This is a genomic window from Paenibacillus sp. FSL H7-0940 (genome assembly GCF_037979415.1).
Classification (GTDB): domain Bacteria; phylum Bacillota; class Bacilli; order Paenibacillales; family Paenibacillaceae; genus Paenibacillus; species Paenibacillus amylolyticus.
The window spans coordinates 5,782,392-5,803,211 of sequence record NZ_CP150280.1 but is presented as its reverse complement, the minus strand read 5'-3'; the positions used below and the strand labels follow the sequence as shown (position 1 = coordinate 5,803,211).

The 20,820-nt window shown below is 43.6% G+C and carries 15 protein-coding genes and 1 pseudogene; 4 read left to right on the top strand and 12 right to left on the bottom strand.

Features of this window, described 5'->3' with window-relative positions; genetic code table 11:
- The first annotated feature begins 146 nt into the window (after positions 1-146).
- Together MHB71_RS25660 and MHB71_RS25655 are read left to right on the top strand one after the other, a co-directional pair.
- Positions 147-491, top strand: coding sequence for a helix-turn-helix transcriptional regulator (locus MHB71_RS25660; protein WP_340028004.1), 345 nt, complete (start codon positions 147-149; stop codon positions 489-491).
- Between the two features lie 57 nt (positions 492-548).
- A complete protein-coding gene (locus MHB71_RS25655; protein ID WP_340028003.1) occupies positions 549-2,240 on the top strand; it encodes an AIPR family protein in 1,692 nt (563 codons plus the stop codon).
- 180 nt (positions 2,241-2,420) lie between these two features.
- Here the strand turns inward: MHB71_RS25655 and MHB71_RS25650 are convergent, their stop codons facing one another.
- From MHB71_RS25650 to MHB71_RS25620, 7 genes are all read right to left on the bottom strand, one after another.
- Entirely contained in the window at positions 2,421-3,053 is a 633-nt protein-coding gene (locus MHB71_RS25650) for a hypothetical protein (RefSeq protein WP_340028002.1), read from the bottom strand.
- Between the two features lie 17 nt (positions 3,054-3,070).
- Positions 3,071-3,871, bottom strand: coding sequence for a toll/interleukin-1 receptor domain-containing protein (locus tag MHB71_RS25645; protein ID WP_340028001.1), 801 nt, complete (start codon positions 3,869-3,871; stop codon positions 3,071-3,073).
- Between the two features lie 237 nt (positions 3,872-4,108).
- Positions 4,109-5,788 carry a diguanylate cyclase gene (locus MHB71_RS25640; protein WP_340028000.1) on the bottom strand — a complete coding sequence of 560 codons (1,680 nt, stop codon included), beginning with the start codon at positions 5,786-5,788 and terminating at the stop codon, positions 4,109-4,111.
- 335 nt (positions 5,789-6,123) lie between these two features.
- Positions 6,124-6,894 (bottom strand): AAC(3) family N-acetyltransferase, encoded by a 771-nt coding sequence (locus tag MHB71_RS25635; RefSeq protein ID WP_340027999.1) that lies wholly within the window; start codon positions 6,892-6,894, stop codon positions 6,124-6,126.
- 160 nt (positions 6,895-7,054) lie between these two features.
- The gene (araA, locus tag MHB71_RS25630) at positions 7,055-8,473 is read right to left on the bottom strand and encodes an L-arabinose isomerase (RefSeq protein ID WP_017691494.1); all 1,419 of its coding nucleotides are present in this window, start codon (positions 8,471-8,473) and stop codon (positions 7,055-7,057) included.
- A 314-nt stretch (positions 8,474-8,787) separates the two neighbouring features.
- Positions 8,788-9,483: an L-ribulose-5-phosphate 4-epimerase gene (locus MHB71_RS25625; RefSeq protein WP_036611813.1), complete on the bottom strand. Its 696-nt coding sequence runs from the start codon at positions 9,481-9,483 to the stop codon at positions 8,788-8,790.
- Between the two features lies 1 nt (position 9,484).
- Positions 9,485-11,101, bottom strand: a complete 1,617-nt coding sequence (locus MHB71_RS25620; protein ID WP_340027998.1) for an FGGY-family carbohydrate kinase — start codon at positions 11,099-11,101, stop codon at positions 9,485-9,487.
- Between the two features lie 433 nt (positions 11,102-11,534).
- On the opposite strand from MHB71_RS25620, the gene MHB71_RS25615 reads away from it, so the two are divergent.
- A complete protein-coding gene (locus tag MHB71_RS25615; protein WP_340030224.1) occupies positions 11,535-12,626 on the top strand; it encodes a GntR family transcriptional regulator in 1,092 nt (363 codons plus the stop codon).
- Between the two features lie 156 nt (positions 12,627-12,782).
- On the opposite strand, the gene MHB71_RS25610 is transcribed toward MHB71_RS25615, so the two are convergent.
- Positions 12,783-13,547 carry a leucine-rich repeat domain-containing protein gene (locus MHB71_RS25610; protein WP_340027997.1) on the bottom strand — a complete coding sequence of 255 codons (765 nt, stop codon included), beginning with the start codon at positions 13,545-13,547 and terminating at the stop codon, positions 12,783-12,785.
- 144 nt (positions 13,548-13,691) lie between these two features.
- Between MHB71_RS25610 and MHB71_RS25605 the strand changes: the two are divergent.
- Positions 13,692-13,838: pseudogene (locus tag MHB71_RS25605) on the top strand (ABC transporter ATP-binding protein); the annotation flags it as partial.
- 275 nt (positions 13,839-14,113) lie between these two features.
- Here the strand turns inward: MHB71_RS25605 and MHB71_RS25600 are convergent.
- The 4 genes from MHB71_RS25600 to MHB71_RS25585 form a co-directional block, all read right to left on the bottom strand.
- Entirely contained in the window at positions 14,114-15,253 is a 1,140-nt protein-coding gene (locus MHB71_RS25600; RefSeq protein ID WP_340027996.1) for a 5-methyltetrahydropteroyltriglutamate--homocysteine S-methyltransferase, read from the bottom strand.
- 193 nt (positions 15,254-15,446) lie between these two features.
- Positions 15,447-17,300 carry a hypothetical protein gene (locus tag MHB71_RS25595; protein ID WP_340027995.1) on the bottom strand — a complete coding sequence of 618 codons (1,854 nt, stop codon included), beginning with the start codon at positions 17,298-17,300 and terminating at the stop codon, positions 15,447-15,449.
- 11 nt (positions 17,301-17,311) lie between these two features.
- A complete protein-coding gene (locus MHB71_RS25590) occupies positions 17,312-19,603 on the bottom strand; it encodes a glycosyltransferase family 2 protein (RefSeq protein WP_340027994.1) in 2,292 nt (763 codons plus the stop codon).
- Positions 19,603-20,697: a bifunctional glycosyltransferase family 2/GtrA family protein gene (locus MHB71_RS25585; RefSeq protein WP_340027993.1), complete on the bottom strand. Its 1,095-nt coding sequence runs from the start codon at positions 20,695-20,697 to the stop codon at positions 19,603-19,605. Before MHB71_RS25585 ends, MHB71_RS25590 begins: the two co-directional genes overlap by 1 nt.
- Positions 20,698-20,820: the final 123 nt, after the last annotated feature.

Below are 20,820 nucleotides of genomic sequence, written 5' to 3'. Positions count from 1 at the left end.
GACGAACACATTTGCTTACATTCCTATAAAGTGATGATCTCCACTCATTATACTACTTTAAATATGTAATTTACACCATTATTACTATATATTTTGACCTGACTTTTATGTACCAACTTATCTAAGCTTGATATGAGGTGGTTAAAATGTCAGAGTTGCGCCAATTAATCGGTACTCGGATCAGAGCCGTACGAAATGCAAAAGGCCTTACACAACAAAAACTGGCAGATATCGCAGGATTAGATTATAGATATATTGGAGCATTAGAAAGAGGAGAACGGAATTTCTCAATTGATACCTTGGAGAGAGTCCTTCATGCATTAAATATTTCAATCAGTGAGCTAATGTATTTTGAGGGTAAGAACGAGCTAAGCAATCCTGTACGTCAGGAAGCTATCGATGAATTTGTTAATATCACCAAATATCTAACTGAAAATCAGTTAGATATTGTTAGAAAGATAACCAAAGAAGTATTGTCAGCATTCAAATAAACTTATAAATTGCAATTAATTTTTGCCTATTTCTTATAAAGTGGGGAATCTATATAGATGTCTAAAAATAATCAAATTTTATTAGATGAAATAATAAAACAAGAGATGGAAGATACTGAAGAGGCTTATTCAATTAATAATTTTTTTGAATTCTATTCAGCCAATCAAATTTTAAAAGGTTATGATCTTAGTTATGATGAAATAGATTTTGGAATCTCAGGCGACAGTCACGATGGTGGGGCTGATTCGATCTTCCTGTTTGTTAATGGAGATTTAATAAAAGAAGATGAAAATATTAAAGAGAAATATAGAAAAAATATGGTTATCGAACTTGTGCTCATACAATCAAAGTATACAAATTCTTTCTCAGAAGAACCTCTGTTAAAGCTGTCTCGACTCTGCCGAAATTTGTTTAATTTCGATTTTGAAAGAAATGATTTTATTGGAAGATATAATGATAAAGTTCTAAATGCATTTGGGCTTTTTCGAGATACCTACTTTTCTTTGATTACTAAAAAACCAAAATTAAAAATTAGTTTTTATTATGTTTCTAAGGGTGTAGAAATTCATCCAAATGTTCAAAAACAAGCAGATGATCTGATTACAGATGTGAAAGAGCATCTAACAGACGCTTCTATTGAGGTTACTTTTATTGGAGCTGACCAATTGGTAAAACTAATACAATCAAGAACAAACGATGTGTATCGTTTGAAAGTATCTGAGAATCCTATGTCATCCTCTGGTCAAGTGTTTATTTCATTGGCCAATTTGGCTGATTATTTTAATTTTATTACCGACGATGACAATAATTTGATGAAACACATTTTTGAATCTAATGTAAGGGACTATCAAGGAAAGACCAATGTAAACAACGAAATTCAGGATACTTTAATAAACGTAGGAAAAGAAGAATTTTGGTGGCTAAATAATGGTGTTACTATAATTGCCTCAGAAGCCTCCGCACCTGGTGGCAAAGAGTTAGTGATACATGACCCTGAGGTAGTTAATGGATTGCAAACCTCAAGTGAAATCTATAAATATTACTCATCAAACCCGGAAGTTTTGCTAACAGAAAAAAGAAATTTACTGGTTAGAGTCATTGTCCCAGAAACAGAAGAGACAAGGGATAAAATAATAAGGGCAACTAACAGTCAAACACCAATTCCAAAATCCTCGTTAAGAGCAACTGATACTATTCATAGACAAATTGAGGATTTTATGAGACCACGTGGATTATACTATGACCGCAGGAAAAATTATTATAAAAATGAGGGAAGAAAACCAAAAGACATAATAAGTGTTTCTTTCTTAGCCCAATGCTTGATGTCTGTACTAACTCAAAAACCTGACTTTGCTAGAGCTCGCCCATCAACTCTATTAGAAAATGACGAAGCATATGGCAGTCTATATCACATAAATAATGATCTAAATACTTATTATATTTTAGCCTATGCTGGACGAAAAGTAGAACTCTCTCTTAAAGAAAAGGCAATACTAAGTTCTTCTGAAGCTAATGATATAAAATTTTACGTGCTCTATGCTTTATTGGCACAAATAGTCTCTACTGTTTACCCTTCAAATAAACTTATTTCAAACTTATCAAAAAATGATATTTCAAAGGATTTAGTTATAAGTACAATAGATTTCGTATATGACCTTTATAAGTCTCTCGGAGGAAATGACAAGTTAGCTAAAAGTGTTAAATTTACAGAGTCCCTAAAAGAAAAATTACGCGAAAAAAAACTTTAATCATTTAACTTTCGATAATATTACTAACGACAATTAAACCTCTTATATTACAACATAATTTTATTATCCTTTTTTTGTGAAAAATATGCGTTTCAACTCCACTTAAAACGTTAATAAAATAAGGCTTCCAATTGGAAGCCCTTTTTTATTTTTATTATGATTGTGCCAATCATAAATAAATTATATTTGAAAATGTCGTGGTGCAGTTTTCTCGGTTTGTGATATCCATTCCGACAATTCATCCAGCATTAATTTCACTTCATCATATGTCAGTCCCTCATCCTGAGCCCTGTACCATATTGAATAGAGAAATGATCCAAAATTTCTAGGGTAAGCAACACCGTCGTGTTCAAGTGCTCTTATTAACTCACCTTCTCCATTCATAGCACATTGCCCCTGGTATGATAGAGCTTTCAAAAACCACCCTTCCGCATTTCTAGTAATCTGATATCTATCATAATGTCCCCAACGACTGGTATAAATATTAAAATCAAATGTTTGCCCTAAAGTATGGTCAATAGGATCATCATTTGCTGAAATATTATCAAGATATTTTAATAAATCCTCCACTGGATGAATATGATTATAAAATTCGGGGTCTTCCGGTTGAAGGCCTCTATTCTCAATCATATATCTATGGTGCTTCGGTTTAGGAGTTAATTGTTGATGAAGTTGATGCGCAGCAACTTTCATTTCAAGAAATGCTTCATCAATAATTTCCCTATCCATTTCATTCCATTTTTTGGTGATGAGTAAGTTTTTTTCAATAGTGTTGCGTAACTGTTGCTGGTCTGCTGTTAGTTCAACTCGCATATAATTATCACTCCTATTCAAGAATAGTTTCTTCTTGCCACCCAGTTAGCAATAAATGAACCGTGAGAAAAAGGGTCGTATTTATTGGTACTATCAAGTGAAAATTCTATTTGCAGTAATTTATTCTCTTTATGAAAAAGTTTCTCTTTATGAATATATTCTAACTTTATCTCGTTTTGATTTTCATCAGTAAGTATGAGTGTAACTTGATGAAAATCAATAGAATAATCATTATCATTGATCAACCTTAGCATGACAATAAAACTAGAACCATCTGATTTAGGTAAAACATCATCTACTTCTACCCTTTCAGTAATATTCTTTTTTCTTTCTTCAGCAGCGTAATTATTTACTTTTTGAATAACTTCATCCCGTGCACTCTCCCAAATGCTATCACTTGGACGAACTAATTGAAGATGTTTCACAAGATTTTCTTTGAACTCACTTAAGCCTGATTTATCATTAATTTTAAAAGCCACGCGGCTAGGATCTATGGCACCTTTTACTAAATTAAAATTATAATTTGGAAGAAGTATAGTGGTGTAATATTGTCCTAATACCCATGTTGCTCCCATTTCATTCAAACAAGCAGCACTTTGATAGTACTCTTTTGAGAGTACAAATATTACCCATACCCTTTTCATTAATTTTTCTTTTAAAAATTCATATATATTATTATCTTGTGGGATTCCATAACCAGGATATGAGCTACAAACAATCTCATTAAATCCCACAACCTTAATCAGGTCTACAAGTTCTTTAACATATGCTCTATCGTGATGCGCATGACTAATAAATATCGTATCGTAGTCTGCCAAATAAATAACCTTCCTTCAAAAAAGAAATGCCTTATAAAGGCTTTTCTTAGGACTTTATAGTTGGGTAAATTCACTTACTGTGGATTCTTGTTTTCTTCAGGTTCTCCCCCCGATGATAATCTAAACTTTATTTCTTCCAAAATCATACCAAAAATAGTATCATTTAACCACTCTATTTAACATTTTCATTTCGTATTAATCTTTGCTAGTTAATTATAAAAAAAGACTTCTTCCCCGCTAAAACACCCCAAACTCAATCCGATTACGCCCATTCTGCTTCGCCTGATACAAGGCCTTATCCACCGCTGCGAATAACTGCGTCAAATACCCCTCCGGATTCTCCGGCACATGCACAACTTCAAAGTCCTCAAAGGATAGAATCCCAATACTAATCGTAATGGACACCTGCATAATCTCGTGATCCACCATAATGTGGTTGGACTCCACAGCTGTTCTCACACGCTCCGCGATTTGGTTCGCCAAGTCATGCTCCGTATGCGGAAGGTAGATCATGAACTCTTCCCCGCCATAACGCGTCAGGATATCCGTACTGCGAATCGATTGTTTGACCGCCTCCGCCGTGCGGACGAGCACCTCATCCCCGATGACATGCCCATAGCGATCATTGATCGCTTTGAAGTAGTCGATATCAAGCAGCAGGAGTGAGAATGGTGTTTTGTATTGAATATTGGTAATGACCTCGTGATTCAGATGTTGGGTCAGATAACGACGGTTGTAACAGTTGGTTAAACTGTCCGTCAGCGCGAGTTCCTCCAGTTTGCGATTGGCCTCGGATAACTCCTGACGGATCAAGTCTAGCGCCTGATTTCGCTCCTGTAGCGTTACGTTCTGGCGATTCATCTCTTTCACGTAGAAACGCTCCTGCGAGACATCCTGGAACGTGAGGATATGACCGATCGGCACAAGAGCCGAATCCACAATCGGAGACGATTGCAGGATATAGTGCCGGATATTGTTGTCCCGCTCCACGATCACTTCAATGTGAGAGAGGGTATTTTCTTTTTTCTTATAGTGATTCACGAACTCCCGACAGCTGCCCACAACATGAACAGACTCCAGAAAGGCTTCCAGATCAAAAGAATCCCCCACATGCAGATCCATAAAGGATCGAGAGGCTTTGTTCGCTTCAACAATGACTTCATTCTCATCCAGTACCAGGATGCCATATGGAATGGTATTGATTACGTCCTCATGCGCGATCGAGACCAGATCGAACACATTGTATCTTTTGATCACATAGACAAAGAACAGGTCCGATAGAAAGATCCCCAGCGAAGTCATGCCAGGAATGATCGGCAACCACCGGGCTAGAACGACATTCAGAATCGCATCAATCGTTGCAAAGACAGCCAAGACCAGGATGCCCCACAGGGTGATTCTCACCTGTTTTTTGATCATGGCAGAAGTCTGCGAAGAATACACCGCCCGGAATAGAACCACGAGAGAAGTCAAGAAATAGCTCACCAGAATAGTCATCACAACCCAGAACCAAAGGCCGTAATCCCGCTCGATGTACCCGCCCTCCAGTGGGATGACGAACTCGTTCCATGGATTAGCGACCACACCTATAGCCCCGATCACCGCAGGGACAAATAGCAAGAAGGTTCCTTTTGCACTCAGACGCTCTGAATAACCGGTAATAAAGATCGTCAGTAGAAGCCACCCGCTCCCAAGCAAGGAGACCGCAACGAAAGATAAGGTAACGTAGAACAATTGCAGACCGGAATCATCCGTGAGCGTACTCGCAAATTGACAGAAAGGCCAGAGCATCATCAACCCGTGAAATAAAAAGTACACTTTATGTAAGTTCGTAATTCTAACCGTAGCAAACACATATACACCTACACCAAACAATAGGACAAATAAAAAGAGATCATACCATACTAAAGGGTTCACGAATCTTCTCCTTCTTAGATGCTACAATGACAACGTGGTTGTTCATGATTCTATGTGATACTTATATATAACTTCAATAAACACCTATACAATTCTGCTACGCCAAACTTATTGGTTAATTTAACCATATCTTATCACACCACCATAAGGGTGAGTAGCCCATACACTGGAAGTCCGACCAACCTCTGATCGAAATGCTGATCTATTTCTGATTATTTATGAATGCCTTTGAAGGTTTAGAGTACAAACAGGAGAGGAGATCATCTGCTCGGGAGTTATTCAGCTATCATCAAGTGGTCGATATCGAGCCATCCGGCTACCGGACGGCCCTTGTATCATTCGGTTACTGCATGTAGAGGGAGATTGTCCGTGAATAGATCGGGGTTATGCTTGAGCATCTCCGTAATTACCTCTGCTGTCTTAGCCGCATCACACACTCTTACGACCGCATCGCCGAGCTTTCCTGTACGCATCGCTCCTTCGCGAACCAGTACCTCGTCTACTTTCCAGAAATGCTCCGACCATGGCAACCCACAATGTCTGCGGGATGGTACTGAAATCTGACTTCCATCCGGTAAAACCGTATACAGCATCTCATGCTCGTCCGTCATTCTGCCAGGGATGTCCACCCACTCTTCGACCCCGTGGATAAATGTATTCCGCTTCAAGTCAACGCCTACTAACAAGATCGTCGCTTTCCGATCAAGCAGTTTCCCCCATGCTGAACCTCTCGCACACGGTGTGTCGAAGAGATGATCGTCCTTCGTAAACGCCTCTGCGTCCCGTCCCAGTGCTGCTACCGAGTGCGTTGGGTGCCACGAACGAACTACGCCCGGACGTTTACGAAATAGTTCAGGAAGAATACCCACACAGCAGGAAGAAGTTTCCACGCGGAACACTGGATTATCTGCATTAATGGTAGACCATGTATGCGTGGGAAGCACCAACAACCCATCTTTCATATAGTCGCTAAAGGCATCCAACACCGTGTCTGCTCCACCTTCAACCTCCCCTAAACTCTTCATTGAAGAGTGAATGAGCAACGTGCCTTGCCCATCCAAACCGAGCTGCTTTAGTTGCTGCATCAAGCTATCTTTTGTATACATGTCCTTCCTCCTTCATTTCTTATCCCTTTTCGATGAAAAAGCAAAGCCTTGCTCAGCTTCACATCATGCTTCTCAGCATAACAAACAAAGGGCCGAGGGTTAACCCCCGGCCACAGAGAAAAAAATTGGTTGAGTTCAGGCAGTAGCTGCCAATCCACTTTTACTTAATAATAACGTACTCCAGATTCACTAGCTTCGCATACGTCACGATCTGATCTGTAGTCAGGTTCAAGGATACAACCGTATGGTGACCACCACCATTTTCGATCCATGCCTTCACTCCATCTTGGAAGTTCGGCTTCACGCTCCACAGAACACGTGCTACCGGCAGGTTAGGTGCTGGAACGGTTGGCTCAAATGCGGATACTTCGTTGATCAGCAGTTTGTAATGTGTACCGAAGTCTGCCATGGATACCACAACACCTTCGCCTGCTTTGCCGTCGAATACGAGACGTGCCGGATCTTCACGATCGCCAATACCCAGTGGGGACACGATGATTCTCGGTTTTGTGCTGGCAAGTGTAGGATCTACTTCAAGCATGTGAGATTGCAGGATCGCTTCTTGTCCAGCAGCCATCTCGTATGTGTAGTCTTCCATGAAGCCTGTGTTTTCGTTATGGGCCATAATTTTCAGCAAGCGATCCAGCGCAGCTGTTTTCCAGTCACCCTCACCGGCAAATCCGTACCCTTGAGCCATCAGGCGTTGTACAGCCAGACCCGGAAGTTGTTTCATGCCATGCAGATCTTCGAAGTTTGTAGTGAAGGCACTGTAACCACCTTCGTCCAGGAAACGTTTAATCGCAATTTCATAACTCGCTTGCACACGTACACTGGCTTCCCAAGCTTCCTTGCTGTTGGTGCCGTAATCGAATTCGTAGAGGTCTCCATACTGAGCGATCAGATCATCGATTTCCTGCTCTGTTACAGCGTTCACGTATTGCACGAGGTCGCCAATACCAAAGTAATCAACGGTCCATCCGAATTGGATCTGCGCTTCCACTTTATCACCTTCGGTTACGCCCACGTTGCGCATGTTGTCACCGAAGCGCGCTACTTTGATGTTAAAGCTCTCATTATAAGCTACCGCTACGTCCATCCAGTCAGCAACCTGTTGTTGCACTTCTGGGCGCTCCCAGTAGCCAACAACGATTTTATTTTGTTTTCTCAGACGGGCATTAATGAAGCCATATTCACGGTCACCGTGTGCCGCTTGGTTCAAGTTCATGAAGTCCATATCGATGGTTGCCCACGGAATGCTTTCGTTGAATTGGGTTGCCAAGTGCAGCAAAGGTTTTTGCAGCAATTTTGTACCACGAATCCACATTTTCGCTGGGGAAAACGTATGCATCCATGTGATCACACCTGCTACTTCGTCACGGTAATTGACTTCTTTCATCGTGCTCGTGATTTTATCTGCGCTTACCGCCAGATCCTGCAATACGAGCGGGTACGGCAGTACGCCACTTGCATTAAGGGCATCCGTGATTTTCTGTGCGTTGGCTTTTACTTCGCCCAGTGCTTCTTCTCCGTACAAGTGCTGTGAACCGACCACAAACCAGAACTCTTTTGCTGCTGACATATAATCATCCTCATTTCATTATTTTATAGTTGAACATTTGGGTTTACACTAGAACACTGCGATTGCAGTACCATCTTCCGATCGCTGGTTATCCCCGGATTTCTTTGATCAATTTTAATAAGGATGATATCCGGTTATAAAGGCGCAGTACATCCTTCCGAAGTAGCTTTCTTGCAGAAAGCTTTTAGCTTCGCTTCTACAGATTGGTTATGCACTCTCCGTTATCGTGTAAAAGTTTGATACAACTTCATTGGTAGTAGTAACAAACAACCTATTCGCTTGAATTATTATCAACCGATCGCTATATAACCTAATTACTTCTGTCCGTAATACGCGTCTTTTCCGTGTTTTCGCAGATAGTGTTTATCCAAAATGCCTTGCGGCAGTTCTTTCGCGAAGTTATTTAACTGCCGCGCGTACAGGTTCATTTTGCATACCTCTTCCAGCACGACACTGTTTACCACCGCAGACTTGGCATCTTTTCCCCACGTAAACGGTGCGTGACCATGGAGCAACACTGCCGGAACAGCCATAACATCAATCCCACGCTGCTCAAACGTTTCAATAATGACGCGTCCTGTCTCCGCTTCGTATCCACGATCAACCTCATCCTGGTTCAGGAAACGTGCACAAGGCACTGCTCCATAGAACGTGTCTGCATGTGTTGTACCCATTACAGGTACGTCCAGTCCGGCTTGCGCCCAGATGGTCGCCCACGTGGAGTGTGTGTGCACGATGCCACCAATCTCCGAGTAATGCTTATATAGTACGGCATGTGTTGCGGTATCCGAGGAAGGTCTCATCTCACCCTCCACCACGTTACCGTCCAGATCAACCACAACCATGTCGCTTGCTTTCATCGTATCGTAGCTGACGCCACTTGGTTTGATGACGAACAGACCACTTTCCCGATCGATTGCGCTGACGTTACCCCATGTGAATTTTACAAGTCCGTGCTTTGGCAGTTCCAGATTCGCCTGGAATACCTCTTCTTTCAGTTGTTCTAACATGTTATTCCCTCCCGTTCTCTACCAGATGATCTACAGCTGATTGCTCAATCGCAAGTCCACTCCGGTAGCGTTCGATAAATGCTTCGAACCCTTTCACATCCGATGCATCCGGCGCCACTTCGACACCCTCCACATCGTTAAAGACTTTCTGCTCCAGGAACACATCCAGGCTCTCCTCTTGATCCTTGTTGATCATGTACGAAGCCAGAAGCGCCATGCCCCATGCGCCGCCTTCACCAGCGGTAGACATTACCGACACCGGCACGTTCATCGCAGCAGCTACAATCCGTTGTCCAACGACAGGGGTCTTAAATAGGCCACCGTGAGCCAAAATACTGTCAATGGCTACATTCTCTTCCTCCGTCAAAATGTCCATACCCAACTTGAGTGCACCGAAGGCACTGAACAGATGTGTCCGCATGAAGTTTGCCAGATTGAAGTTGCTTTCTGGGGAGCGGACAAACAATGGACGGCCTTTCTCAAGTCCCGTAATGTTCTCGCCTGAGTAGTAACCGTAGCTGAGCAAGCCACCACCATCAGGGTCTGCCTCCAAAGCCTTGTTAAACAACACGCTAAACAACTTGGCGTTATCCACTTCATATCCCATTGCTTGAGAGAATTCACGGAACAGTCCAACCCATGCGTTGATATCACTGGAACAGTTGTTGGCATGCACCATCCCTACTGGACTGCCATCCGGCGTGGTGACCATATCGATCTCGGGATACACTTTGGACAATTCCTTCTCCAGTACGATCATCGCAAATACGGATGTGCCAACGGAGATGTTCCCCGTACGTTTTCTCACGCTATTTGTTGCCACCATACCCGTTCCGGCATCGCCTTCTGGCGGGCAGAGCGGAATGCCTGCTTGCAGATCTTCCGAAGGGTCGAGTAACTTGGCTCCCGCTTCCGTCAATTCACCTGCATTCTCACCCGCGAGATATACCTTGGGCAGAAGGTCCCCAACTTTCCACGGATAACCTTTGCCTGCGATCTGTCCGTCGAACTGTTGGATCATGGATGGGTGATAGTTATGTGTAGACTCATCAATTGGGAAAATGCCTGATGCATCGCCGATCCCAATCGCCTTATTGCCCGTCAGCAACCAGTGGATGTATCCAGCCAAGGTTGTCAGGTGATCGATCTGTGGCACATGCACCTCTTCGTTCAAAATCGCTTGATACAAGTGGGCAATGCTCCAGCGTTCCGGAATATTGAATTGCAGAAGCTCTGTCAGCTCCCTTGCAGCTGCTCCCGTCGTAGCGTTACGCCAGGTGCGGAAAGGTACCAACAGTTCACCCGCGCTATCCAATGCGATATATCCGTGCATCATGGCCGAGAATCCGATAGACCCGACCGTGCGCAGCGTAATTCCGTATTTCTGTTCCACATCTTGCTTCATCTCACGATAAGCCGTTTGCAGACCTGTGATGATATCCTCCTGGTTGTACGTCCAATATCCATCTTTCAGGAGGTTCTCCCATTCATAACTGCCTGACGCGATGGTCTCAAAACGCTCGTCAATCAACACCGCCTTAATCCGCGTTGATCCAAATTCAATTCCGAGCGAAGTAGCGCCCTTGGTAATGGCTTCTTTCAAGTCCAATTGACTCATAATCACGTGTATCCCCTCTCCGGTCGCGATTTCACATCCCAAAGGATGCATATATAAGGTGAAGCTTTTACTTATGGCAGTAGCTAATAATGAATTTTGTATAAATACTCCTGTTGTGTTTTCAAAGAATGCGCTTTCCTTTTCTGACAGCCTTAGTATATTTTTTGTACGTACATTTGTCAATAATATATAATAGTTATACTTACAAAGAGCACATATCGTGCTCTATTTGATCAATAAAAGGACTTAAATGGCTGTAAATTGTCTATGCTGTAAGGTACACCTCCATTCAAAAAGGCTGGATATGTACGGTTTATTTTGAAAAATGTTCGGTTTTATTTTCATCCTATCTGAATCATGCTAAAATATGTACGTACAACTATTTGAACAACAACGTTGATATAGATGAGTAACGATGAAAGAAGTGGACTACGTGAAGCCAAAATATCAGGTCATCATTGATGATATAAAGAGTCATATCCTTTCGGGGACATATAGCATAGGCGAACAGATCCCCACCGAGTTGGCATTACAGGAAAGCTACAACGTAAGTCGCCAGACGGTGCGGAAGGCTATTTTGGAGTTATCAAACGAAGGGTTTTTACGAAGCGAAAAGGGTTCAGGAACTTACGTTAGCAATCAGTATCGCTCTCGATCAGGCGGCAACACATCGAAGAAAACAATTGGTGTGATCACGACATACATCTCGGATTATATCTTTCCGTCCATTATCCGCGGTATTGAGAGTCGTCTAAATGAGGACAACTACTCGTTACTACTGGCCAGTACTAATAATGATGTAGCGCAGGAGAAAAAAGCCCTTGAAATGATGCTCTCCTACGGCGTGGATGGCCTGATTGTCGAACCGACCAAAAGTAATCTCTACAATCCCAACATTGCATACTACCTATCGTTCAAAGAGCAGGATGTGCCGTTTACGATGATTAATGCGTTCTATGAGGAGCTGGAAGTTCCGTTCTTCTGCCTGGATGACGTGCAATCCAGCTATCTTGCCACACGGGAATTGATCTCTAAAGGCCATACCCAGATCGGAATTATTGCCAAAATGGATGATCTACAAGGCAAATACCGGATGAAGGGGTACATCAAGGCGCTGGGTGAAGCGAAGTTACGGTTCCATCCTGAGCAAGTGCTTTCCTTTGATACCGCATCGAAACCAGAGTTATCCTCTAATGTAGCAGCGTATCTGGACGAAAACAGGGATTCGCTCACCGCAATCGTCTGTTACAACGATGAGGTGGGACTGGAGGTCGTGAACGCCTGCAGGCAACTCGGCATCTCGATCCCGGATGAGTTATCCATCATTGGGCAGGACAATTCGTACATCGCCAAGAACGCCAACATCAGGCTTACAACGCTAACCCATCCCCAAGAGCAAATGGGCCGCGATGCTGCCGATTGGGTGATCAAGAATCTGCAAGGCAAAAAGGATATGCCCACGAACACCTACTATCAGCCGGTGCTGGTTGAGGGAGAGACAGTGAAGGAGATCGAAGTGGAATAATATTGTTGTGGGACAGGCGTTAAGTTGTTACCGAGCGTTTCTGTCCGACATACTTAAAGAAGGCCGCGAGAATATCCGCGGCCTTCTTTGTTTTGTTCAATATAATGAGGGATTAACCTTTTCGTATTTATACATATACATCTTCTCTAATCGAAACTACTTCGACTGATCCGCTTCTTCGCTTACCAGACTTACAATGACGCCTTTTTTCTTCAGGTTCTCTACTACCTGCCCAGCACGATCATTCAACGGATTGTTAGCCAAATATACCTCTGTTAGATGTGGGATGGTTTCGAGCACTTCAATATCCTCAATGAGGTTATCTTCTACATAAAGGTACTCCAAGGTCGGATGATTTTTTAAAGGAGTTAGATCCTGAATTTTATTACGATTCATAATGACCCATTCCAGCTTTAACTTCTGAAGAGGACTCAGATCAGTCACCTGATTACCGCTGGCGAATAGACTGGTCAGCTTACGCATATTTTTTAATGGAGCCAGGCTTTTTATTTTGTTATTGTCCATAACTAGATTTTGCAGATTAGTCAGACCTAAAAGCGGAGAGATATCTGCAATCTGATTGCCTTCAACAGCTAAGAACGTCAATTTCTTTAACTTGTTGAGTGGCTTAATATTTTTTATATTTTGACCAGGCAAGAATAGGTCCGTCATATTAACGGCATGTTCAAGACCTTGCAGGTTAGAAATCTTACTTTTTAATTCCATAGCATATAGGGATTTTAATTTTTTCAAATCGGCAGCCTTTATTTCCTTCTTAGCCGACATCTTCAAATCTGCTCGAATAACTTTGGCCAAGACCGGGTCCTTAATAAGCGACGACGCAGCCAAAACGCTCGTTGCCGGTAATAATACAAAAACCAAACAAAGTACGATCAACTTTTTGATGATTTGATTATGCATGTAGAATCTCCTTACATTATTTAATAATACAAATATACCATGATCTGGAATGTAATACATGGATATTATTTTCATCCTAATTTAATAAAAAGAACGGATAATGGACTACTTCATCAAGGAATGTAACCCTCTGTGCTTCATACCGGAAAACTTGTGGCTGAGGGTAAGCCCGCAGAGGTGATAACCGCCCCACAGGTAAAAGACATTTTCGGATTGGAATGTACGGTCATAGAAGATCCCGTCTCGGGATCACCGATAGTGGTGCCTAAAGGGCGATATCATGCGAGATAGCAAATAGCGGCAGTTGCGACAAAGATCCCTTTGTCCTAACTGTCGCTATTTTATTTCGTCCACCACACCTCTTCCTCAGTCATGCCGCTTCCCTGATCCGTTATTCTCATCTCTACCCATGGCTTCACTCTCTTGGCTGATATAGGTTCTGATCAAACATCCACTCAAAAGTGAGGATACACCAAAAAGCCATACGGATGATGGTCCGTACGGCTTTTTAGCGATTTTTTCTTATACATAAACACATGCGTAAATGATGAATGACGCTGCAAATGTTACTTCCAAAGCTCTTCAGCAATTTCCCTAATGAAGGAAAGCTTGCGCCATTGCTGTTCCTCGGTCAGATGGTTGCCTTCTTCCGTAGAAGCGAAGCCGCATTGCGGGCTCAGGCAGATTCGATCCAGATCGACATATTGTGTAGCTTCCTCAATCCGTTTCAGGATATCTTCCTTGTTCTCCAACTCTCCAAATTTGGAAGAGAAGAGGCCAAGTACAACCTGCTGATTGTCCTTCAGGAACCGAAGTGGCTTGAAGTCACCTGCCCTTTCCGTATCAAACTCCAGGTAGAAACCAGAGTAGTTATCGATGCTCAGAAGTGTCTGCGCAATCGGCTCATAACCGCCACCGACTCCTGCAAATGTCGAAACATAATTACCGCGGCAGACATGAGTGGTTACCACGAGGTCTTCCGGCAGGCCAGATACCACTTCTTCGTTCAGTTTTGCAAGTTCGTTTGCGTACTCTTCCACATTAACGCCAATCTGCTCCATCACTGTGATGAACTGTTGGTCACACAATGCACCCCACGTGCAATCATCAATCTGGATGCTGCGGCAGCCGGCTTCATAAAAAGCCAGGATGGATGCTTTGTACGCCCCAGCAATGTCCGAGAGAAGCTCTTGGCGGTTCGGATAGATGGCCTGTGTGCTTTCCTTATTATCTGCCCGGTCCAATTCGAATAGGAACTGGGCTGCTGCTGGAATGGACTGACGGGCAACAACGTCTTCCCCAGCCGCTTCTTTCAAGAAGGCATAATGCGCTACAAATGGATGACTGCTATAGCTGATTTTGCCGCTCAGACGAGCTGTTTCCGGTCTGGATGTCGCACCGTTGAATCGGTAGCCTTCCTCAATGATCGTCCGCTCTACACCATCCAGTCCCCAGAAAAAGTCCAGATGCCACCAAGAGCGGCGGAATTCGCCGTCCGTTACAGCCTGAAGTCCAACCTCTTTTTGCTTCTGTACAAGTTTCACAATCTCGGCATTCTCCACTTCATTCAACTGTTCCGTGGTAATTTCGCCGTTTTGGTATTTTAATCGGGCATCCTTCAACGCACTGGGGCGCAGGAAACTGCCCACAATATCATATCGAAATGGAGTAACTGTTCGTTGTTTAGGTTCTGTTTGTACGCTCATAGTTTAATCTCCCCGTTTATCATTATAGAATTAAATATAACATATCCGATCGGAATAGCTGTTCTACGAAAGAGCTATAGCCCGCTATAGGTATTGGCTATAGCGGGCTATATATAAGGAGACTCAATATAAAAATCATGTATTCCATCTTACCTGACCGGATACCCGGTACAGGATCTCAACATCTATGTTCTCAAGTCAACGTAAGAACGATCTGATCCCCGGAACGGGTGATTTTGTAGATCCCCTCCTGCATGTCGATGCCATAATGCTTTTTCAGCAACCACTTGGCGTTGAGATCCGTCTCCACAACCACTAGATAATCGTAGCCGCTCAGAAGGTTATCCATATTATCCTCATAGAACAACACAATTCCGTCCACATGAGGAGCATACAAGAAATACTTCCCTACATATTGCATGTAATAGTTCGTGACCTGTTGGTCCCTGTCTGAGGCGTAGAAGAGATATCTATTATTATCCACCTGCCCACCTGGGTACCACCGATCACCGGTAACCGCATGAATCTTGTAAGGGAGCGTTGTATCGTAGGTTTTGGCAATCGAGACGATCCCGTTGTATTCCGACAAAAGGATGGTGGCCGCAACCGCCATACAACCGATAATGCCTTTTTGATAATGACCTTTTGTCTCAACGGTCTTAAATGATTGATAATCAGGCACTTCACCGATCCGATAGTGAAATGATCGCTCCAGGTCGATCGCAGCGCACAACACCAGCCCACCGGCGAACAGTACCACGATACTGGACGCATAACGCTCAAATCCAGCCAGGACAATTGCTTCATCCAATGGCATGGAGAAGAGATACAACGCCAGAATACCCGCATAGTACAGTAACAGAACAACGTCCAAAGCAATTAATGCTTTCCACAAGTTCCACTTCTTCTTGAGCACCACGATGGCAAATACAGATGCTGCAATCGCGATAAGCTGGAAAATAACAATGCCGATCACTGGCCGTGTCGTCAGATCCGTACTGGCCATTAGGAAAGTCCAAAGAATCTCCTGCATCTGCTCTGGCGTTTTGCCAGCCTGTATCCCCGACGTAGCCACATCGAACTTGTTATCAATCCCTTGGAACACCGTTGCCATTCGCCAGCTCCAGCCGAAGTAGGGAATCAGCGCACCGCAGATCGTACCCACTACAGCGAGCGCTGTTTTCCAACTGAACTTTTGTTTATGTTTTAGCCATGAGTACAATAGGAAAATCAGACCGATCGCGGCGAAAATAATACCCGTGCTTTTGATGATGGTCAGTAATCCCGCAAGCGGAAGAACAACAATACATGCCTTTTTGATCTCATTACGATATTGGTAAATCACTGCCAGGATCGCGAGTGCGTAGATCGGAAGCAAGAAATCCACGAGCAGGTTAGTGATCCGAATCGTAAGATTGAAAAACGAAAGTGTAGATAACCCGAGTCCAAGAAAAGCATACAGAAGAAAGCGTTTCTTCTCCGAAACGATGCCAAACATGGCATAAAAACAGGAAAAGATAAGCAATCCCTGTGCCAAGAGCATTACGGACTGGGAGTGCCCCATGAAGCGACAGACATAATAAATAAACGACGAAGTCCCCAGCGGATAGTTTTTAAAATCAATCAGGTTGGAGTCTGGCGTCGGAAAGGCATCTGTACTCAACATTTGCTTCAATACGATAGCCCAGTGGGAGAAATTATCGTAATGTGGTAATTGGTTCTGAAAGAGCACCAGCAAGAAAACAAAAGTCCCTGCCATGAATGAAAATTGGAATATGGAAAAGGACAACCGTAATGATGCCCCTCGGCGTAGCCTGAGAAACAACATTCCCCCATATAAAAGCAAACCTGCAATCAGGATGAAAAGGCTGCCCGTAAAGAGCTGCCCTGCCAAACCACTCAGAAAAACAAAGCAGGCAATTGAGGAAAATACGAATACAGGGATGAATTCCCAACGTAGTGAAAGTGCCTTCCGTACAAACTGCATATAACCAAGAAAGGAGAATATCAATAAAACTCCCATCACAAAATGAAGCACAATGAGCATCTCTATCTCTCCTAACCCTCTCTGGTGGCACGATCAGAATGTGGCTGAATCAAATCAGTCAGCAATTGGTCGATCAGGCCCTTCTCCACAATATCATCGATATTCTCCACCGAGAGAAGCACTTCGCGCTCACGAGCTGTCGTTTTTCCCGTATGTTGCAAAATGACTTCAATATTACTCTTCGTATAAAAAGTAACGACCGCTCCTGCCGCAATATCACCATGGAAACCCGTCGCGGAGAAGAAACGATAATTGAAGCTGCGCAGCGTACAGCTAGCCTCATTGGTGAAATGAACTGGAAGCTGAAGGGAAAGCCGCGGCATTTTTCGCTGATCCGATCTGGGTTGAACAATCCGTTTTTTCACATTACGTAACATATCGTCATAAGCCGTGTCCCACAGATTCATCTGTTCTGGCAACGAGTGTTTACGGTCGTAGATGATTTGCATGTATTGGCGGTTATCATTCTCATCAATCGGCTGAACCGTTGCGGAGTAACGCCAGCCCTCTCCATCCTGTTTCACATAAACGATGACTGCATCGAGATTGGCCTCATACCGGTCGGTTTTGACAACCAGAGAGATGATCTTCTGCTCAGCCAAATAAATGGGATATGGGACATAGAAGGCAATACCTTGCTCAGATACATCGACCGTCTTAGCCTGATAACGCAGATTGTTGGCTTGGTCGTGAATCGTGACATCTTCCTGCGCCCGAATCCGTTCTGTCTCCCGGTACGCACGGCGGCCAACCATGAAGAACAGGGCATAACACAGCGCAATCATGTTATGAATCAGCCAGAAAATAATAATACTGCTGAAGAACAGCGCAATGCCGTACTTGCCATTCACATACCGAATCACGGCTGCAATGGAAAGCAACAGCAAGAAGATATGCGGAAGTGCATATAACAGAGCAGACATCCATTGTCGACCGCTTGCTCTGCTTTTGTTGGTGACTTTGAATTTTTTCTCACGAATACCCAGCGTCTCCAGTAGAACCGGCCAGATCAGATAAGGCATGAATATGGTATCGATAACCTGACTCCATCGCTGATTCCGAATATTGCTGGACAGATATCGCATGGATACACTATAGAAGAAATAAGATGGAAGCCAGAATATTAAGATTTGCCAGAAGGTTGTGTTCACAATCTGGAAGTCAAATAACGCAAACAAAATAGGTGCCAAAATGAAAATCAACCGATTAAAGAAGGACCACCAGTATAAGAAACTGCTTAAGTAGGTCACTCTCGTCCAGAAAGGAAGCTTGCCAGATAAAGGTGCACGCGTATTCTGCAGGCTCTGAATGATACCCCGTGCCCAACGAATTCGTTGTTTAATCATGCTCTTCACTGTTGTTGTTGTCTGCCCGGCAGCTTGAACCTCTTGAGTCGCATAGGTAATATAACCTTCCTGCTGCAAGCGGATGCTTGTCTCAAAGTCCTCGGTGATTGTATTGAGCGGAAAACCTCCGATGTCTTCCATGCCCTGCCGGGAAATGATCGTATTACTTCCTGTATAGGCTACCGCATTGGAGGCATTACGCAGGATGTTCACTTCTCTGGAGAAGAAATCCTGTTCATTCGGAATACCTTGCTCTGCATACAGGTTAAACTGGAATAGATCCGGATTGTAGAAGCTTTGCGGGGTCTGTACCAGACCAAGCTTGAACTTAGGGTCCATCTCGTCCTCTCGGCGAGGACGCCATACCTCATTCTCCTTAATAAACGTGGAGAGCATGAAATAGGGTACCGTTTTCATCAAAAAGGTGTGCTGCGGAATCATATCCGCATCAAACGTTGCAATGAGCGGCGAAGAGCTTTTGCTCAGTGCATTGTTCAGATTACCAGACTTGGCATCCTTGTTTCCGGGGAACCCCAGATACCCCACGCCAAACTGTCTGGCAAGCTCCTCCACCTCAGTTCTTGCTCCATCGTCACAGAGATAGATATGAACCTTCTGCTTGTCCGGGTAATCCATGAACGTACAGGCATTAACGGTTTTATATAACAGATCAACAGGCTCATTATGCGTAGCAATAAATACATCCACATCCGGATAATACTCCGGCGGAACGATTGGAAAGTCGAGCTGTGTACGTTCTTTTTGCATCTTTTGAAAGAATAATTCAAAGGTTGTCAGTACGGTGACCGTTTCAGCCACAATCAGCAGCATACCAAAAATGACGTTCAGAACGCCCTCACCCCATGGCAACGTAAAGAACGTACGCCATACCAAATAAATCGACATCAGGATCATCGTGATGACAAAAAAGATATTCTGCCTTTTTTCGTTTTGCACTACAACTGCTTCCTCCTTGCTGCAAATACCCATCTTCGCTGCAATTGGAAACTGAGCAGGAACAGCAAGGCATCACAGACGAATTTCGCCAATTTCTCATCTACGAAGAGAACGGTATGGAATATATATACACCGGTACTGGAAAGCAAGATCACTACTCCGCATAACGTCAGATAGCGCCATAGACTTCCCTGGCTATCCTCCTTGCGGAATACAAAGTGTCTGTTCAGTACATAGTTGACCACAATGGAAATAACTCTCGCAATCACGGTTGCAAGCAGAATTCTTAAATAGTGTTGCTCACCCAATACGGGCCGTAACGCATCGATCAAAAACCAGGCAATGCCCAAATCTATAACAGAACTGGCCACCGATGATGAAATGAACCGCAGGAAATTGGAGAACAACACCCCCATGACCCGAGCACTATCCTGGATCGCTTTAAAATGAGTGCCTGCATTGCCATTCTCATAAATGACTTGGATTGGCATCGTATGAATCGGTATGCCAGACTGAATGCACGAGATGAGCATCTGCAGCTCATATTCAAATCGAGTGCCACGAACATCCTGCATAAACGCAAGTAACCCTGGACCGAAGGCACGAAGCCCAGTCTGGGTATCTGACAGTTTTTTACCATACAGCATGGCAAAAATAAAGGAGGTCATTCGATTGCCTAACAGGGACTTTGGAGGTATGTTCCCCTCGCTGAAATTCCTTACCCCGAGCACCAACGAATTCGGATGAAACCTTGCTTCTTGGGCTATGCGGTATACATCTTCAGCTGCGTGTTGTCCGTCTGAATCAGCGGTTACGACGAAGGAAGATACGTCGAATTGCTTCCCAATATACTCAAATCCGGTCTTGAGTGCCGCACCCTTCCCCTGATTTTCCGCATGTGTCAGCAGAGCACAACCGTTCTCACGAAGCTCCTCGAAAATCGACTGGTAGGCCTCACCAGATCCGTCGTCTACAATAACAATATTAGTAAATCCATACTCTCGCAATTGCCGTACATAGGCTGGAAGTCTCTCATCCGGTTCAAGTGATGGAATGAGGATGATCGTTTCGCCGTTTTGTCTACCTATAATCATCCTGATAAGCCTCAATTCGACATATTTTCACAGATTCTTTTTTGAATATTGTGAGTATAACATCGAAAAGGCATACAGTAAACGAATAACTTGTATATATATTGGTAAAAAAGTTGCACTCTT

Excerpts from the sequence above, each read along its gene's own strand:
- MHB71_RS25650 (WP_340028002.1), bottom strand. The coding sequence starts at position 3,053 with ATGCGAGTTGAACTAACAGCAGACCAGCAACAGTTACGCAACACTATT.
- MHB71_RS25600 (WP_340027996.1), bottom strand. The coding sequence starts at position 15,253 with ATGAGCGTACAAACAGAACCTAAACAACGAACAGTTACTCCATTTCGA.
- MHB71_RS25620 (WP_340027998.1), bottom strand. The coding sequence starts at position 11,101 with ATGAGTCAATTGGACTTGAAAGAAGCCATTACCAAGGGCGCTACTTCG.
- MHB71_RS25660 (WP_340028004.1), top strand. The coding sequence starts at position 147 with ATGTCAGAGTTGCGCCAATTAATCGGTACTCGGATCAGAGCCGTACGA.
- araA (WP_017691494.1), bottom strand. The coding sequence starts at position 8,473 with ATGTCAGCAGCAAAAGAGTTCTGGTTTGTGGTCGGTTCACAGCACTTG.
- MHB71_RS25625 (WP_036611813.1), bottom strand. The coding sequence starts at position 9,483 with ATGTTAGAACAACTGAAAGAAGAGGTATTCCAGGCGAATCTGGAACTG.
- MHB71_RS25655 (WP_340028003.1), top strand. The coding sequence starts at position 549 with ATGTCTAAAAATAATCAAATTTTATTAGATGAAATAATAAAACAAGAG.
- MHB71_RS25635 (WP_340027999.1), bottom strand. The coding sequence starts at position 6,894 with ATGTATACAAAAGATAGCTTGATGCAGCAACTAAAGCAGCTCGGTTTG.
- MHB71_RS25595 (WP_340027995.1), bottom strand. The coding sequence starts at position 17,300 with ATGCTCATTGTGCTTCATTTTGTGATGGGAGTTTTATTGATATTCTCC.
- MHB71_RS25610 (WP_340027997.1), bottom strand. The coding sequence starts at position 13,547 with ATGCATAATCAAATCATCAAAAAGTTGATCGTACTTTGTTTGGTTTTT.
- MHB71_RS25585 (WP_340027993.1), bottom strand. The coding sequence starts at position 20,697 with ATGATTATAGGTAGACAAAACGGCGAAACGATCATCCTCATTCCATCA.